Source organism: Thermanaerothrix solaris (assembly GCF_032334255.1).
GTDB lineage: Bacteria > Chloroflexota > Anaerolineae > Anaerolineales > Anaerolineaceae > Thermanaerothrix > Thermanaerothrix solaris.
In genome coordinates, this window is record NZ_JAUHMF010000002.1 from 489,467 (window position 1) to 506,272 (window position 16,806).

Annotated in this window: 13 protein-coding genes; 9 read left to right on the plus strand and 4 right to left on the minus strand. The window is 58.9% G+C overall.

What is annotated here, in order from left to right; translation table 11 throughout:
- Position 1: 1 nt before the first annotated feature.
- Positions 2–406 (plus strand): thiol-disulfide oxidoreductase DCC family protein, encoded by a 405-nt coding sequence (locus QYE77_RS10405; RefSeq protein ID WP_315625344.1) that lies wholly within the window; start codon positions 2–4, stop codon positions 404–406.
- Between the two features lie 38 nt (positions 407–444).
- Here QYE77_RS10405 and QYE77_RS10410 read toward each other — a convergent pair whose 3' ends face one another.
- The 4 genes from QYE77_RS10410 to QYE77_RS10425 form a co-directional block, all read right to left on the minus strand.
- A complete protein-coding gene (locus tag QYE77_RS10410) occupies positions 445–4,458 on the minus strand; it encodes a GAF domain-containing protein (protein WP_315625345.1) in 4,014 nt (1,337 codons plus the stop codon).
- 21 nt (positions 4,459–4,479) lie between these two features.
- Positions 4,480–4,998, minus strand: coding sequence for a transcription termination/antitermination protein NusG (gene nusG / locus QYE77_RS10415; RefSeq protein WP_315625346.1), 519 nt, complete (start codon positions 4,996–4,998; stop codon positions 4,480–4,482).
- Between the two features lie 93 nt (positions 4,999–5,091).
- Positions 5,092–6,822, minus strand: a complete 1,731-nt coding sequence (locus QYE77_RS10420; protein ID WP_315625347.1) for a DUF2207 domain-containing protein — start codon at positions 6,820–6,822, stop codon at positions 5,092–5,094.
- Entirely contained in the window at positions 6,819–7,718 is a 900-nt protein-coding gene (locus tag QYE77_RS10425; protein WP_315625348.1) for a CPBP family intramembrane glutamic endopeptidase, read from the minus strand. The genes QYE77_RS10420 and QYE77_RS10425 overlap by 4 nt, the downstream gene beginning before the upstream one ends.
- Before the next feature lie 133 nt (positions 7,719–7,851).
- Between QYE77_RS10425 and QYE77_RS10430 the strand changes: the two genes are divergently transcribed.
- From QYE77_RS10430 to nuoG, 8 genes are all read left to right on the plus strand, one after another.
- Complete coding sequence (locus tag QYE77_RS10430; protein WP_315625349.1) at positions 7,852–9,729, plus strand: hypothetical protein; 1,878 nt, start codon at positions 7,852–7,854, stop codon at positions 9,727–9,729.
- A gap of 136 nt (positions 9,730–9,865) precedes the next feature.
- Positions 9,866–10,222 (plus strand): NADH-quinone oxidoreductase subunit A, encoded by a 357-nt coding sequence (locus QYE77_RS10435; protein WP_315625350.1) that lies wholly within the window; start codon positions 9,866–9,868, stop codon positions 10,220–10,222.
- On the plus strand, positions 10,213–10,695 hold the full coding sequence (locus QYE77_RS10440; protein ID WP_299030334.1) for an NADH-quinone oxidoreductase subunit B: 483 nt from the start codon (positions 10,213–10,215) through the stop codon (positions 10,693–10,695). Before QYE77_RS10435 ends, QYE77_RS10440 begins: the two co-directional genes overlap by 10 nt.
- Before the next feature lie 89 nt (positions 10,696–10,784).
- On the plus strand, positions 10,785–11,309 hold the full coding sequence (locus tag QYE77_RS10445) for an NADH-quinone oxidoreductase subunit C (protein WP_315625351.1): 525 nt from the start codon (positions 10,785–10,787) through the stop codon (positions 11,307–11,309).
- A gap of 14 nt (positions 11,310–11,323) precedes the next feature.
- Positions 11,324–12,553, plus strand: a complete 1,230-nt coding sequence (gene nuoD / locus QYE77_RS10450; RefSeq protein ID WP_315625352.1) for an NADH dehydrogenase (quinone) subunit D — start codon at positions 11,324–11,326, stop codon at positions 12,551–12,553.
- Entirely contained in the window at positions 12,550–13,071 is a 522-nt protein-coding gene (locus tag QYE77_RS10455) for a complex I 24 kDa subunit family protein (protein WP_315625353.1), read from the plus strand. The genes nuoD and QYE77_RS10455 overlap by 4 nt, the downstream gene beginning before the upstream one ends.
- A complete protein-coding gene (nuoF, locus tag QYE77_RS10460) occupies positions 13,068–14,333 on the plus strand; it encodes an NADH-quinone oxidoreductase subunit NuoF (RefSeq protein WP_315625354.1) in 1,266 nt (421 codons plus the stop codon). The genes QYE77_RS10455 and nuoF overlap by 4 nt, the downstream gene beginning before the upstream one ends.
- Entirely contained in the window at positions 14,326–16,803 is a 2,478-nt protein-coding gene (gene nuoG, locus QYE77_RS10465) for an NADH-quinone oxidoreductase subunit NuoG (protein WP_315625355.1), read from the plus strand. Before nuoF ends, nuoG begins: the two co-directional genes overlap by 8 nt.
- The last annotated feature ends 3 nt before the right edge of the window (positions 16,804–16,806 follow it).

Here is a 16,806-nt window from a genome sequence, read left to right on the forward strand (position 1 = left end):
AATGAACGCTTCGCTTTATGTATTTTACGATGGTGCATGCTCGCTGTGCACGCGGATAGCCCGCCTGCTCCAAAAACTGGATTGGCGGCGGCGTTTAGTTCTGCTTTCGTTCCGCGCCCCGGGGGTGATAGCGACCTACGGGTTGGATCCGGCACGCGCCGAGGCACGCCTCCAGGTACAAGTCGCCGGACGCACCCTGGAAGGCATTGCCGCCGTGGAAGCCGTTGCAGCGCGGCTGCCGTTGCTTTGGCCACTGTGGCCGTGGATTGTTCTGGTACGGCGTCTCGGGATTGGTGACCCAATCTATGATTGGGTCGCGCGACATCGCTGGGTTTGGGGACGGCGCTCAACCTGCGCCGGCACATGTGCTCCTGCCATGAGACCGGCGCCACCGGGAGACCGCTAATCCCCAACGCTTGGCACGAAGACGGCCAAAGAACGCGGTTAGGACGCGGCGATCTCGGCTACCGGCACTGTGAAGTGGAAAGTGGTGCCTTTGCGGAACTCGGATTCAAACCAGATTTTGCCCCCCTGCATCTCAACCAGACTGCGGGTGATGTTCAGGCCCAGCCCACTCCCAGGCACCTCGCGGGTCTTGGGGTCTTCGGAGCGGAAGAATTTCTGGAAAATCTTGGGCTGATCCTCGGGGGCGATGCCGATGCCGGTATCTTGAACCCAGATGTGAACCACGTCCCGCGCGCCGTTAGGATCCCAGCGGTTGGTGGTTTGCTCTGCCCCCAGGATGATTTGCCCGCCGGGCTCGGTGTATTTGTGCGCGTTGTTGACTAAATTAACCAGGATCTGGATCAGACGCGTGCGATCTGCCCACACTAGAGGCAAATCAGCGGGCAGATGGATGGTAAAGCGCTGTTGTTTCTCCTCGATTTGGCGGCGGGTTGAGCGTTCAACCTCGCCGACGATCTCGGCCAGGTTGAGGGCAGCAAATTCCAGGCGCATCCGCCCGGCTTCGATCTTGGAGAGATCATTCAAATCCGAAACCAGTGTGCTCATGCGGTCAACGTTGGAGCGGATGACATTGAGGAAACTGGCCTGAGCGTCGCTAATCGGCCCGACCGCACCGGCGATGAGCAGTTCGGTGTAGCCCTTGATCGAGGTCATTGGATTCTTGAGTTCATGGGCTACGAAGGAAACGAATTCGCTCTTGGCCAGGTTGGCGGCACGCACGGCGGCATAGAGTTGGGCGTTGGCCAGGGCAATGGCGGCATGGTCGCAAAGCCGTTGGAGAAAGTCCAGCGTCTCCGGTGCGCCAAAATCCGCGTTGTCGGATTCGAGGATCAACAAACTACTTACCTGCTCTTCCTGGCGAATGGGCAAGAGCACCTGAACGCGGCTGTCGGCGCGCAATCGGGCGGTTGAGGTAGCGAGATCGCGCCGCAGGGGTTTACCGTTTTCCTTGATCAGGGTCAAAGGTAAGCTGGCGGCAAGGGTTTCGGGATTAGGAAGAGCGTGATCCTCAATCCCTTGCCAGGCAATTGGGCGAAAGACCGAGCCCTCGATGACACCGATTAGACCGACACTAGCCCGCGAACGGCGCATTGCCCAGTTCAACGTGATGGACATGGCCTGGCCAAGATCCAGGGTGGCGTTGAGTTCACGGTCAATGCGCTGCATGATCGAAAGTTCCTCTACCCTGGCAGCCAGCGCCTGATCGGTGAGGGTATAAAGACGGGCATTTTCAATGGCGATGGCTGCTTGGGCTGCAAAGGCGCTCAATAACTCGGCATCCTCGGGGGTAAAGTTCCGGCCATCCTTGCGGTTGACGACTTCCAGCACCCCGATGGCCCGTTCTTTGACAACCAACGGGACGGCTAACACAGCCCGGGTGGTGAAGCCGGTGATTTCATCCGGCAGGCGGAACCACTCGGGGGAGGTGCTGACGTCGTTGACAATTTGCGGCTGGCGGGTTTGGAAGGCTTTTCCGGCCAGGCCACGGTCGGAGGGCATGCGTTGGTTGAGCAGGTTCTGCGCCACCGGCCCAAGCACCACACGGAAGACCAGTTCGTCGCTGGCTTCATCCCACAGCAACAGACTGCCTGCCTCGCAGACGAGGATGTCCACTGCATTTTCGAGGATGGTGTGAAGTAGAGGTTCCAGGTCGAGCGTGGAGGAAAGTTTCTGGGTAACCTCGTGAAGTGTCCGCAATTGGCGGGCGCGTCGTTCTGCTTCATTCAGCAGGCGTGCTTTAGCGATGGCACCGGCCGCTTGATCTGCGATGGCCTGAAGCAGGTTAACCTGTTCCTGGGTGTAGTGGACGTCGGGGCGCTGTGAACCCAGGCAGAGCACGCCAATGGTTTCAGCACCGGTGTTCAGGGGTACGCCCACCCAGGCATAAAGGTCGGCTTGAGGGCTCAAAATGCCGCGGGCACGGCACTCGCGGGTGTAATCGTCGGTCAGAATTGGTTTACGTTGGCGCAGGACACTCCCTTCGAGGCTGGTGCTCAGGGGGATGAGGCGATTTTCACGTTCGCTCAGGCGCTCATCGCCCCAGACCTCAAAGACAACGCGCAAAGCCTCGTTTTCCGGGTCGTGGAGGGCAAGTTGAAACGTCTCGATGGGGATGACCTGAGCGGTTTGGGCATAGAGGAGTTCGTAGATATCTTCCAACGCCAGGGTGACGTTAACCCCCTGGGCGACGCGGATGAGTACATTCATCTGGCGCACGCGCTGGTTAAGATCGGCAATCACCTGGGCGCGTTCGATGGCTAGGCTGGCTTGATCGGCCAGGGCGCTCAGAAAGGCATAATCGCGGGTGGTGTAGGAAGGGGCGTGATCGGGTTGCCCCAGTGCGATCCAACCACTGAGTTGAGTGCGCGTTTTGAGCGGAAAATAAATCCGGGCACCCAGCAGAGCCAAACGAGCCTGCTCGCCGTAAAGAGTATCCGGCAGGTGAGAGGGATTGCTCACATAGAGTGGGCCAGATTGTCGGTGCAGGGTTTGCACGAGGGTGCTGTTGGCAGCAAAACGCAGGTCACTGGTGGGCTGGCCGCTGGCATCGGGTGTAGCAACGTATTGATCGCTCAACGGGTCATAAAGATAGATGTGCACTAAGGTGGGACGCAACGTTTCTTGAAGGGTCGTGCGCAAAATGCGCAAAATTTCAGGAAGTTCTACCGCATGCGTGAGGTCGCGGATAAAGCGGTTAAGGCGCTCTTGCCGAATTCTCTCGCCAGGCAAGAAAAGTGCGTCCAGATTCTTTTCGATTCCGCGGTACAGCGGCAACAGGCTCAATGCTACCAGCGCGAAAGCAATGCCGGTAACGATGGGGCGCAGGGCGAGGTTAAAGGCGCTGAAAACGGTCATCATGCCTGCCACGACAAGCGCATAGCCGATCCCGGCCAGGGCGTAGAGACCTGCCTGCCACAACAGACGCTGGGGCGAGGTCATGGTGGGGCGGCTTTGGTTCAAGGCGGTTGTGAGCGGAAGGGCTAGCGTGAGCGCCGCCAAGATGGGGGTTGCCATACCCGGCTGGCTGATATGCAGCAAGAGCGTGCCGGCCCATAAATAAAGCGCCGGAAGGGAGAGGATTTCGGCGGCCAGCATCCCCAAACTGCGGTTACGGTGAGGAGCGGTTTCGGCGCGGCGAGCGGCTATGATCAGAATGGCCACCGCAAACAGACCGGCAATGAGCAACCAGATCAGTTCTAGCCACCAGCTCGTGGTCATGCGTTGGGCGGCATTGCGCACATAGAAACTTCCTGCTAACAGAGCGACAAGTAGTCCCGCGCCATAACCCCCGCGGCGTAAGCGCACCACCCATTCAGAAGGGAGCGCCCATTCCGAGGCACTGAGGGAAAGGTCGAACGATGCGGCGGCGGTAAGGGCGAAGGCAAGCAACCAGAGCAAGGTCAGGCGATGTGTTTGCCACAGATCAACGCTGCCGGCCAGGACAAACCCCAAGGAAGCCGCTAAAAGAACGAGGGCGCGATTGGTGGGATGATCCGGGAGGCGCAGGAAGACCAGCCAGGCCAGGGCAAGCATGAGCACACCCAGGCTGATGGGAAAATCATTTAATCGCACCTGCCAATAACGTGGCCAGGGTTGCAGAACTTGGATGCGGGTGACATAGTCCCCTGGTGGGGTTTCAACGCTTAAGAAAACTTCCTGACCACTTTTTTTGTTTTCCAGGCTGGCCCACAGCGCGGCGCCGGTGGGAACAGCGCGCCCATCTACGCGCAAGAGGCGGTCGCCGAGTTGTAACCGCGTACTCCCGGGGGTAGTCACTACCGCCGCCGGGCTGAGAGACGCACCCACACGCATCCCAGGTAAGATCAGCGTTCCCAGTGAAGGACGGGCTAACCAGGCTGCACTGGTAAACGGTAAACTAAGGACGATCATACTCAACGCGGCCAGCCAGAGCAGGATCGGGGTGCGTGCACTTCGCCAGACCGAAATCCTGGAGAGGGGATACGTCAAGGTTTGGGGGTGTGATTCAACCATGTGGTTGTCTCCACCGATGGATCATGCCGATGCCGGGGGTTTACGCACCTGACGGGAGTCGAGTTCCAGCGGCACTCGCCGCTCCCCCAGGAACTTAAGCAGCACCCGCACGCGCTCCCGCCCTGGTAAGCGGGTATCGAAGATAGCTTCGTACCCGGCAAATGGCCCACTTTCAATTTCAACGCGTTCCCCCTTCTGATACTGGTCTGCGGGGGATTGCGCAGCCATCTGATTAAGCCGTTCCAGGTGGTTTTGTAACGCCGTGATCAGGGCATCAGGCACAATGGCCGGTTCGCCACCAAATGCCACCAGACCGGTGGCAAAAGGCATCCATTGGAAGAGTGAAGCCCCGGTCTGCTCCAGATCGGCGCGGACAAAGACGTAGCCCGGAAAATAAGCACGGATGCGGCGCGCGCGGGGGTTAACCGGTTTAACCTTAAGATGGGGATAGAAAACCTCCAGCCCTTTTTCGGTCATGTAGCGGGCCAGGCTCTCTTCGCGGTGGGGATGACTGTGGATGGCATACCAATGTAAGGACATAAGGCACTCATAGGATGGAGGTAACCAAATTATAATGAAAATCCCCTCTGCTGTTTGCATGGGGGCGGTTTACAGTTTTCTTAAGTACACCGATTAGCCTGCCCCGCTGGCACCGCCTCCTCCTCCCCCGGCGCCGGCCCCACCGCCGTCTCCGCCGCTGGAGGTGACCACACTGGTAGCCGCGATGGCACCCAACAGGTCATCCATGCCACCGGCCCCGCTGGCGGTGAGCAACCAGGAAACGGTGGGGGCAAAACCTTGCTCGCGAAACGCTTCTGCCCACTGCAGTCCGCTGCCAAATGCCAGCGCATAGGGCAGATAGGCTTCCAGCCATTCCCCTTGCAGGCCACTGCGCTGTTTGACCAATTGTCCCAGGTATTGCTTAAACCCCTTCCAGCGCGCGGCGCGGGTCTCGCCCTGAGGGGTGAGCAAGGGCCAGGCGTTGGCTGTGAGCAATAACGCACTGCCTGCAACCATCAAGCCACCGGCCAAGCCCAAGCCGAGGGTGCCGACCCCGGCCAACTGATCGCTGCCCAAAACCAGCAATAATCCCACGATGAGCAACGGAAATTCGATTAAAAAGGCTAGCACGGCCAGCGCGTTCAACCGTTTGCGCTCATCCAGACGGTGGGCGTCCAATAACCCCTGGGCGATTAACTCGCGGGTCAGGGCTTGTTTGAGGGCGGGCAGGATACCCGGAAGTTTATTGCCCAAGCGACTGAGGCGGATGGTGTCTTGCCAGCCCTGACGGGTGGTGAAGAGGGCCTGGAAGAGCACCTGTTCATGGTCGTGTAATCCGGTCTTATCGCGCAGGCGGTGGAGGGTATAATCCCGTGTTTTGAACAGCCCCCGCCCGGCTGGGGTGGCTTCGAGGCGCAGCCAGCCGCGCTGAGCGAGGTGGATCAAGACGGCGGCAATCTGAGCGGGCGTGGCCGCGCCAGGGTTGAGCAGAAACGCGGCTTGGGCCGGCGAAAGCGCATCTGGCGGATTGCTAATGATGCCCGGTGGGATGATCACTGTCGAGCCCTGGCGCTGGCGGCGGTACAGCCAAACCCCGATCAAGGACAGCAGGGCTACGCCTAGCCCTAACCCAATAGCCCATGGTGCCATCTGGCGCGCCTGAGCGCCGCGCGCCAGCAAGCGCGCCTGCCAATCGGGTGGTTGCGCGATCAGACTGCCGCGGGGGAAGAGCATCTCGATCGTGATGCCCTGATTGGCAGGGATGTCCTGGGCAGTGAAGACAAACTCACCGCGGGTGTGGGTGGTAGTGTACTGTGCTCCTCGCAACTGGGGCGTTTCGGCTGGGGTCAGATGGGAGGGGTAGCGTACGGTGATGCGCGCCTGACGGATGGTGTACTCATGTTCTTCGGGGATGGCCTGCCATAAAATCCCTTCGGCGTTGTCACGCAGATGGATGTGCCCGCTCACGAGATAGCGCAAGCCGAGGGTGCGCGTGGCGTCTTGGGTGGGTGGAAAATGCCAGGTGATTTCGATGGGATCCGCGTTGCGTTTGATCTCAACCTGGTTGGGCTGATTCCCTTCGGGGAGCGTCACGCCGTCCAGGCTGGCACTTTGAATTTCAACATGTTCCAATTGATCCAGGGTTAACTGGCGGAAGGCGTAGGTATAAGGCCCACCCTCAAAGCGAAAGGTCACCGTTTCTTCAACCTGAATGCGGTTTTCGGCCTGGATTTGGAGCACCACGTCGTAGCGTTCGGCGTAGTAAGCGCGGGCGTCGGCGTTACCTCGGGGTGCCCCCAGCAGCGCCAACAGCCCAATCAGCGTGGCAAGCAAGAGAACAAGGCGTAACTGACGAACGGTCATTCTGCCCTCCCTGTGTGGGTTGGCTCAACCGTCTGTTCCCTGGTATTGGAACGACGGGAAAGGAGGAACAAATAAACGGTCGCCATGAGGACGAAGGAAATTAAGCCAATGACCGGGTCGTAGGTGCGCATGTGAACTAGGGCGGGTGAGGGCAGAGCCGAGGCGGGGAAGGTGACCACCAGGGCGGCGTAGAGATTGTTTGCGGCATGCATGCCCAGGGCATATTCCAACCCGCCGCTGTGCAGTGTTGCCCACGAAAGCACCACGCCGATCCCAAAATAAAGCGGCATCGTCAACCAGGCGCCGTAAGTTTGCACCTCGGGGTTCAAACCGTGCAACGCGGCAAAAATAAGGTTGGGCAAGATCAAAGTGACCCAATACCCCAGACGTGAGCGCCCAATCCATTGGGTCAGGTAACCGCGGAAGATCAGTTCTTCGGTGCTGGTCTGTAAGGGGATGAGCAATATGGCTACCACGGCGTAGGGAAGAAAGCGCGACCAATCGGCGGCCCAAACGTAATTGGAGGGGTTGATGAGCCAGAGAATTGCATCGCTCAAACCGCACAAGAACAGCCACAGGCCAAAAGAGCGCCAAAAGTAGGCCCAGCGCACCCGCCCGGCGGGGTTGATCAGGGCGAGAAGTGGGCGGTGATGGAACAAACGCAAGCCGATGATCAGGCCGAGCAGCCCCCCCAAAGGGAAGGGCAGTAAGGCAATGACCAAGAGCAATAAGGGCGGAAAGGCATTGAGATCGGTGCTTCCGGTCAGGATAACGGCGATAAGACTGAAGAAAAATGAAACGCTGATGAATAGCCAGATCACCAGAGCCAGAGTGGCGACATAACGCCAGGCTTCATGGCGTCCTTCGTGTGCCGCGGATAGATAGGAAGAAACCATCTTGACTCCTTGTGCGGATATTGGGGAATGAAAGCCGTGATGAAATCGGTAAGCATGATGTAGAGGGGAGGGATTGTTTCCCCTATTATAATAACCCTGACAGATTAACGGCGGATCAAGGGGCTTTCAAGGCGTGGTTAATAATCCAGTTGGGCTGGTTTTGCTGGCGATCGTGGTGCTCTTCTTGCCGGGGGCGGTGTGGGTGGTATGGCGCCAGCCCACTGATCAGGATGGACTGGAGCAATTGGCCGAGGCGCTAGGGCTTTCAGTGGCTTTAACGGCCTTAGGCGGTTTGCTTTTCTTTATCTTGGGCGAGAGGCTCACCGGGGGCGACTTGCGCGTGGCCTATGCCGTTCTGGGGATTGCCTGTGCGGGGGGAGTGGCCTGGCGCTTGAGAGGTGTGCGCTGGGCGGAGGTGCGTTTCTCGCGTTCGATGCTGTGGTTTGGGGTCGGCCTGGGCGCGTTAGCGGGCATCGTGGTTTGGCGGTTCTACCAGGCACGGGGGATGGTCTTCCCGGCTTGGGTGGATTCGGTGCACCACGTGTTTATCGTGCGCAAGATCATGGCGTTAGGCGGTCTGCCGGAGACCCTGGCACCCGAGATTGAGACGTTTTTCTCATATCACTACGCGTTTCATCTCATCACGGCCTGGTTTGCCCGTCTGGGCGGTCTAGAAGCCACTGAGGCGGTGTTGTGGCTGGGGCAGGGGTTAAATGCCCTGGTTGCGCTTTCGGTATATCGGCTGGGGAAGGCACTCTGGGGTGACTCACGACGCTCCGGCCTGGCGGCATTGCTGGTGGGATTTGCCTTTCAGATGCCGGCGTACTACCTCGCCTGGGGGCGCTACACGCTTTTAACGGGTTTGGTCATGCTACCTCTGGCGATGGCGGCGGTGGTGGAGATTCTGCGCCGGCCGGGATCGGTGGAGACGTTCGTGCGCTTGGGAGTGCTCTCAGCAGGCGTGGCCTTGAGCCATTACACGGCATTATTGTTACTGGGGGTGTTTTGCCTGGTGGTCGTGCTGGGGGTGAGTTGGGGTGTTTGGCGGCTTTCCCCACCGGAAGCGCGTGCGCAACGGCTGCTTCCCCTGGTAGCGCTGGGCCTGGGGTTGGGGTTGGGCGGTGGTTTGGCATTGCCCTGGTTGTGGCGCGTGATCTGGCACCTGGGCGGGCAGGCGGCGGTGCGGGTGGTCTCGCCGCTGGATGCTTCCCAACTGGGGTATTGGCGTTATATCCTGGATTTGCTTGGGCCGCGCCACAATCATATCCTGATGGGCTTGGCGGGTTTAGGGGCTATTTATGGTTTAACGCAAGCGCGTAGCCGTCTCATAGCGGTTTGGGGTTGGGTGTTGGCGTTTTTGATGTTGCCCTGGGGGATACGTCTGGGGCCGTTTCGTCCCGATCACATGGCGATTGTCCTTTTCCTCCCAGCGGCGGTGTGTCTGGCGGATGGCGGCGTTGGGGGATGGCATTTTATTGTAGATCAACTATCCTCACCCGCGGCGCGCCGTATTGCCTGGGGAGTGGGGGCAGGGTTAGCGCTGGCGGTTTTGAGCTGGGGAGCTTGGTCCACGCGTACGGTGACCAATCCGACCACGCAACTGGCCGACGCTGCCGATAAGATGGCACTGGACTGGGTGCGTGAGAATCTGCCGCCGGAGGCGCGCTTTTTGATCAACGTGACCTCCTGGCAAGGGGGGACATATCGCGGGGTGGATGGGGGCTATTGGCTGCTCCCTTATGCCGGGCGCATGAGCATCTTACCGCCAGTGCTGTACGCCTGGGGTGATCCGGAGATCGCAGCGCAGATCAATCGCTGGGCAGTGCAGGCCGCCGAATTGAAGGATTGTGATGAAGCCTTTTGGCTTCTCGTTAAAGAAGCAGAACTTGAGTATGTATATGTGCGCGAGGGTGTAGGACGTTTACAACCCGCCGCGCTCAATCAGTGCCGTGGCGTGGTGCCAATCTATCGCCGTCAGGGGGTGTTCATTTATGCTCTGGAAGCGCCGTAATGTCCAGACAATTGACGACTTTGCGGGTGATTTTTATACAGATTATTTTGTGAAAATTGCCACCAGACAGCACTTGTGATATACTAGGGCAAGATTGTGCCGGTCAGATAGACAATTCCTATCGTGAGGACCGCTCATGCTTCAAGATTATCTCCCCTTGTTCGTCATTTTGGTCGTTGCCTTTGCCATTGCCCTCATTGCCATCTTGCTGGGGATGCTCTTTGGCCCACGGCGGCCCACCCCACGCAAGGCGGCGCCGTATGAATCAGGAATTGTACCCTATGGACCGGGGCGGCGGCGAGTATCGGTGCGTTTTTACCTCGTAGCCGTCCTTTTTATTCTTTTTGATGTCGAAGTGATTTTTGTGATCTTCTGGGCCGCGGCCGCTCGTCAGTTGGGGTGGCTTGGCCTGGGGGCAATGCTGGTGTTCCTGGTGATTTTAGAGGTAGCCCACGTCTATGCGTGGAAGAAAGGAGCGCTGGAATGGGACTAGAACAAAAAACCGCTCAAATGGGGGTGGTGACGACCACCCTGGAGCAAATGGTCAATTGGGCGCGCACGCGCTCAATGTGGCCGATGCTGTTCGGCCTGGCCTGTTGTGCGATTGAGATGATGGCGGCGCAGGCGTCCAGTTATGACCTGAGCCGCTTCGGTATGGAACTGATGCGCGCCAGCCCGCGCCAATCCGATTTGATGATCGTGGCCGGGCGGGTTTCGCGCAAGATGGCGCCGGTTTTGCGCTTATTATATGATCAAATGCCCGAGCCCAAGTGGGTCATTGCCATGGGCGATTGTGCCTCTTGTGGCGGCATCTTCAATAACTACGCTATTGTACAGGGTGTGGATGAGGTTGTGCCGGTGGATGTCTATGTGGCGGGTTGTCCGCCGCGTCCGGAAGGATTGATCCACGGCATTTTGACCCTGCACGATAAGGTACAGAAAGAAAAACTGACCAAGTGGGCTTAATCCGGCATGCCGGGTAACCCCGTCATCTTAAGTTTATGCCCGAGGATGGGGGTGCCGGCTGAACGAGTCATAAAGACGAGGTCGGAGTGATGACAAAGGCAAATACCGAGGTTTTGGAAGAGGCGGTAAAGGTCATCAAGGAACGTTTCGGCGCTACCGAACATCGCTTTCGGGACGAAGTCACGTTGATTATCCCCCCGGAGAACATCATCGAGGCGGCGCAGACGTTGCGCGATACCTTTGGTTTCAATGTGCTGATTGATGAAACGGCGGTGGATTACTGGCCCCAGACGACGCCGCGTTTTCACGTGGTTTATCATCTCTATTCCATGCCCCATAACCTGATCTTGCGCCTGCGCGTTCCGCTCAACGGCAACGCGCCGCATGTGGATACCATGGAAAAAGTGTTTCCCAATGCGAATTGGAAAGAGCGCGAGATTTGGGATATGTTCGGCATCGTCTTCGACGGGCACTCGGACTTGCGACGCATCTTGATGCCGGCAGATTGGCAGGGGCATCCGCTACGCAAGGATTATCCGTTGGGCTACGAAGAGGTGCAGTTCTCGTTCAATGCGGAAGAGATTGATCGCCGCAAGCCTTATGCCAAGTCTTAGGGGTGGAGTCGGCCATGGTCATGTTACGTGAAGTTTCGGTAGATGAACTGCGTCATCTGGTTTCGGAGCGGGCGCTGGCGGGTGAGACCATGTTGTTGAACATGGGGCCGCAGCACCCCAGCACGCACGGCGTGCTGCGCCTGCTGTTGGAACTGGATGGCGAGATTGTGCTTAATTGCATCCCCGATATCGGCTTTCTGCACACCGGCGTTGAAAAGAACATGGAAGCCAAGACCTACCAGAAAGCCGAGGTGATGACGGATCGCTTGGATTACCTCAACCCCATCGGCAATAACTTAGTCTACTGCCTGGCGGTAGAAAAACTGGTGGGATTGGATGTGCCCCCGCGCGCTCAGGCGATCCGAGTGATCTTGGCGGAATTGACACGTATCGGCTCGCACCTGCTTTGGCTGGGCACCAGTTCGCTTGATTTAGCCGCCATGTCCACCTTCCTTTACACCATGCGTGAGCGCGAAATGATCCTGGACATTTTCGAGATGTGTTCCGGACAGCGCATGATGACTACCTACGTCCGTCCCGGTGGGCTATGGCGGGATGTGCCGGTAGAGTTTGAAGATGCGGTGCGGCGGGTGTTGGAGATCATGCCGCGGCGCATTGATGAATACGAACGGCTGTTGACCACCAACGAACTCTTCCTGGATCGCACCCGCGGCATTGGGGTGATTACGGCGGAGGAGTGTATCCAATGGGGCATTTCCGGGCCGGTGGCGCGAGCGGCCGGGTTAAAATACGACTTGCGTAAGGTGCGCCCGTACAGCGGTTATGAACAGTACGAGTTTGATATCCCCACCCAGCAAGATGGCGATGTCTATTCGCGCTACTTGGTGCGGGTGGAAGAGATGCGCCAATCCCTGCGCATCATCCGCCAGGCGCTGGATAAACTGCCCTATGGCCCGGTGCGTAGCAACAACCGCAAATTTGTACCGCCGCCGCGCTCTGAGTTGGGGGTGAGCATGGAGGCGGTGATCCATCACTTCAAGTTGTGGACGGAAGGTTTCTCCGCCCCCAAGGAATCGGTCTATGCCGCGATTGAAAGCCCGCGCGGCGAATTGGGGGTCTTCCTGGAAGGGGATGGTGGGCCTAAACCCTATCGTGTCCACTATGTCACCCCCTCGTTTGCCAATTTGCAGGTCATGCCCATCTTGACCCGCAATCACTTTATCGCCGATGTGGTGGGAATCATCGGCAGCATTGATATCGTCCTGGGAGATTGTGACCGGTGAACACGCTACGCGCTAAGTATGCCGATGAGATTGAGGCCATTTTGGCCAAGTATCCGCCGGAGCATAAGCGCTCGGCGGTGATGCCACTGCTCTATCTCGCCCAGCGCGAAGAGGGTTATGTCACTGCGCAGGCGATGGCCGAGATTGCCGAGATCTTGGAGATCTCGATCACGGATGTGGCCTCGGTGGTGGGTTTTTATTCGCTGTACTATGACCAGCCCCATGGGCGCTACCATATCCAGGTTTGCACCGATTTACCCTGTGCCTTGCGCGGCGCGGAGGATTTTCTCAAAGCCCTGTGCCAGGCGCTGGGTATTGGGGTGGGACAGGTGACGCCAGACGGGCTTTTTACCGTGGAAGAAGTGAAGTGCATTGGGGCGTGCCACCGCGCGCCGGTCTTCCAGGTGCAGGGGGATGGCGAGATTGTCTTTCATGAGAACCAAACCTTGGAGACGGCGTTGGCGGTCATTGAAGCCCTGCGTCAAAAAGCGCACCAAGAGAAGGAGGGCACGGCATGAGCGAGTATCTGATTCTGCGCCACCGCGCCATTCCTGGTCTGGAACGTTTGCCGGTGTATTTGGAGCATCAGGGGTTTGCGGCGTTCAAGAAGGCGGTAACCGAACTCCAGCCGGCCCAGATCATTCAGATGGTCAAGGACTCGGGACTGCGCGGACGCGGTGGAGCGGGCTTTCCCACCGGGCTAAAATGGTCGTTCCTGCCGAATGACCTGTGGCCGCACTACGTGGTTGCCAACGCGGATGAATCCGAGCCGGGAACCTTCAAAGATCGTGAAATTATGGAATCCAACCCCTTCCAGTTTTTGGAAGGGCTGATGATTGCATCGTACGCCGTCCAGGCGCGGGTGGCCTATATCTACATCCGTGGCGAGTACTGGCATATTGCGAAATGGCTGGATCAGAAGATTGCCGAACTGGAACAAGCCGGACTGCTGGGTGAAAACCTCTTCGGCACGGATTATTCCCTGCGGCTCTATACCCACTTGGGCGCTGGCGCCTATATCTGTGGCGAAGAGACCGCCTTGTTGGAGTCGCTGGAAGGCAAAATCGGCCAGCCGCGCTTGCGTCCGCCCTTCCCGGCGACGGCTGGACTCTACAACCGCCCCACGGTGGTCAATAACGTGGAGACCCTGGCAAATGTGCCCCTGATCGTGCTCCATGGGCCGGCCTGGTATCACAACTACGGCACGGATAAAAGCCCTGGCACAAAGGTATTCAGCCTATCCGGTTGTGTTAACCGCCCAGGCAACTACGAACTGCCGTTCGGGGTGACTTTCCGCGAGTTGATTTTTGAACACGGCGGTGGGGTGCCCGAGGGGCGAACGCTCAAGGCGGTGATGACGGCAGGGGCGTCCTCGGTCTTGATCCCGATGGATGAAAGCGTGTTGGATACCCCCATGGATTACGAATCGCTGAACAAATTCGGCGGTTCGCTGGGTTCAGCCTCGGTGATCGTGCTGGATGATTCGGTCAACATGGCCTGGCTGACCTATAAGACGGTCAATTTCTTCAAACATGAATCCTGTGGTAAATGCACCCCCTGCCGCGAGGGCACCTACTGGATGAATCGCCTGGCCGAACGCATTGCGCGTGGGCAGGGAGAAGCCCGTGAGGTGGAATTGCTCTATCAGGTAGCGCGTCAAATGCAGGGGAAGTGCCTGTGCGCGCTGGGTGAATTCTCTACCCTGGCGGTGGTTTCCAGCATTGATCGCTTCCGTGCGGATTACGAAGCCGTTGTAACTAAGGAGCCGGTTTATGGGTAAAATGGTGACCCTCACCATTGATGATCAGGTCGTCAGCGTGCCGCAGGGGACGCTGATTGTGGATGCGGCCAAGAAAGCGGGGATTGACATCCCGGTCTTTTGCTATCACCCTAAGATGGAACCGGTGGGGATGTGCCGGATGTGTCTGGTGGAAGTCGGTCGTCCGGTAATTGACCGTGCCACCGGTCAACCGGTATTGGAGGCGGATGGCAGTCCCAAGATCCAATTTGGGCCGAAATTAGAGACGGCCTGCACCACGCCCGTGAGCGAAGGGATGGTGGTGCGCACCCAAACCCAGGTGGTCGCCGAGGCGTGCCAAGGGATCATCGAATTCCTGCTTACCTCGCACCCGCTCGACTGCCCGATTTGCGATAAAGGCGGGGAGTGCCCCCTCCAGAACCTGACCATGGCCTATGGGCCGGGGGAATCGCGCTTCCGCTACGAGGATAAGATGCACTTGGCCAAGCATCTTCCGCTGGGCGAACTGATCTACCTGGATCGTGAACGCTGTATCTTGTGCGGGCGGTGCGTGCGCTTCCAATCCACGGTTGCGGACGATCCGGTGATCGCTTTTAGCCAGCGCGGGCGGGCACTGCAAATTGTGACCTTTTCAGAACCTGGCTTTGATTCCTACTTCTCCGGAAATACGACCGATATCTGCCCGGTAGGGGCGTTGACTACCGCCGATTTCCGTTTTGGCGCGCGTCCGTGGGAGATGACGCCAAGTGCCTCGATTTGCCCTCACTGTCCGGTGGGGTGTAATATCACCTTCAACGTGCGCCGTGAGGCCGCCGCAGGGGGGCGTGAGGTGATCAAGCGGGTTATGCCGCGCCAGAACGAGTGGGTTAATGAGATTTGGATTTGCGATAAAGGGCGTTTTGGCTATCACTATACTGAGAGCCCCGAGCGCCTGCGCCAGCCGTTGGTGCGCAAAGATGGAACCCTGCAACCTGCTTCCTGGGACGAAGCACTGCGGGCAGCAGCGGAAGGGCTGCGCACCCATCAGCGCCTGGTGAGCCTGGCCGGAGGACGGTTGAGCAATGAGGATCTGTTCAACCTCTACCGACTGACCGAGGCTCGGCAGGGGCGGGCTGTGCTCTATTCCACCATGGGTGGCGGGGACTATGTGCAGCGTTATGGCCTGAGCGGGGAGGCGAACCTGGCAGCCTTGGGCAAGGGGGACGCCATCCTGGTGGTGGCCACCGACTTGCACGAGGAAGCGCCGTTATGGTGGCTGCGGGTCAAGCAGGCAGCTGAACGGGGGGCGACGTTGGTTGTCGCCAATGCCCGTCCTACCAAGCTGGAACGTTATGCCGCTCATGTCATGCGCTACACCTACCAGGATGCCCTGCTCAAGGTGCAAACCCTATTGACAGGAAATGCTCCCGAAGCCCAGGCGTTGGCCAGTGCGGCCAATCTGGTTATTTTCTACGGCAGTGAAGGGTTGTCCCTGGAAGCCTCTGAGGCGCTGGCGGCTATGTTGGCGCGTCTGTTGGTGCAAAACGGGCAGGTGGAGCGCCCGTTGAGCGGCCTGGTGGCGGTGTGGCCGCATGCCAACACCCAGGGAGCCTGGGAAATCGGCTTCCGGCCTGACCCTCGGCTCGCTGAAACCCTAAGCGCTGCCGATGTGGTGTGGGTAGCGGCTGCCGATCCGGCCGGGGATGATGTGGCTCTGGCGCGTGCCCTGGAAAAGGCCGGGTTTGTCATCGTGCAAGACCTCTTCTTGACCGAGACGGCCCGTCGTGCCGATGTGGTCTTCCCGGTGCAGGCGTTTACCGAGCGCGAAGGCACGTGGACAACGGGAGAGCGGCGGGTACAGCGTTTCTACCCGGCTTTGCCCGAGTTAGAGGGCACCCGCGCCGATTTTGCCATTGTGGCGCAGGTGGCCGAACACTTGGGCTTGGCATTGGAGGGGCGTTCAGCGCTCCGTGTCTTCCAGGCGATTGCACAGGCCCTGCCCGCGTTTGCCGGTCTTTCTTACACCCGCTTGGCCGAGGTGGTGGAACAATGGCCAATAGTTGGGCGTAGTGATCTCTACTATGGCGGCACAGCCTATGAGAACACCCAGGGCTTAGGGGTGCGCTTGGCGCGGGTGAGCGCGGAAGCGGAGGCGATAGCTTTCCCCGACGTCGCACCGGCGGAGGTGCATACACCCGAAGCGCTGTATCTGGTGCCGTTCGTCCGCCTCTATGATCAGGGACAAACTTTGCGGCCTTCGCGTTTGCTGCACCGACGCGTTGCCCAGGCGGTTCTTTACCTGGCGCCGCAGACGGCGGCCCAGTTGGGGGTGCAAAACGGAGAGCATGTTCAGATTAGTGCGGATGGGTGGTCGGAAACGCTGTCCGTTCAGGTGGTGGCGAACGTGCCCGCCGGGGCAGGTTTAGTACCACGCAGTAGCGGGGTGGCGTTACGTCAACCACAGTGGGTGCGCGCTCAACGCGCCGTGCTTGAACCTCAGGCTGGGAGTTAAGGA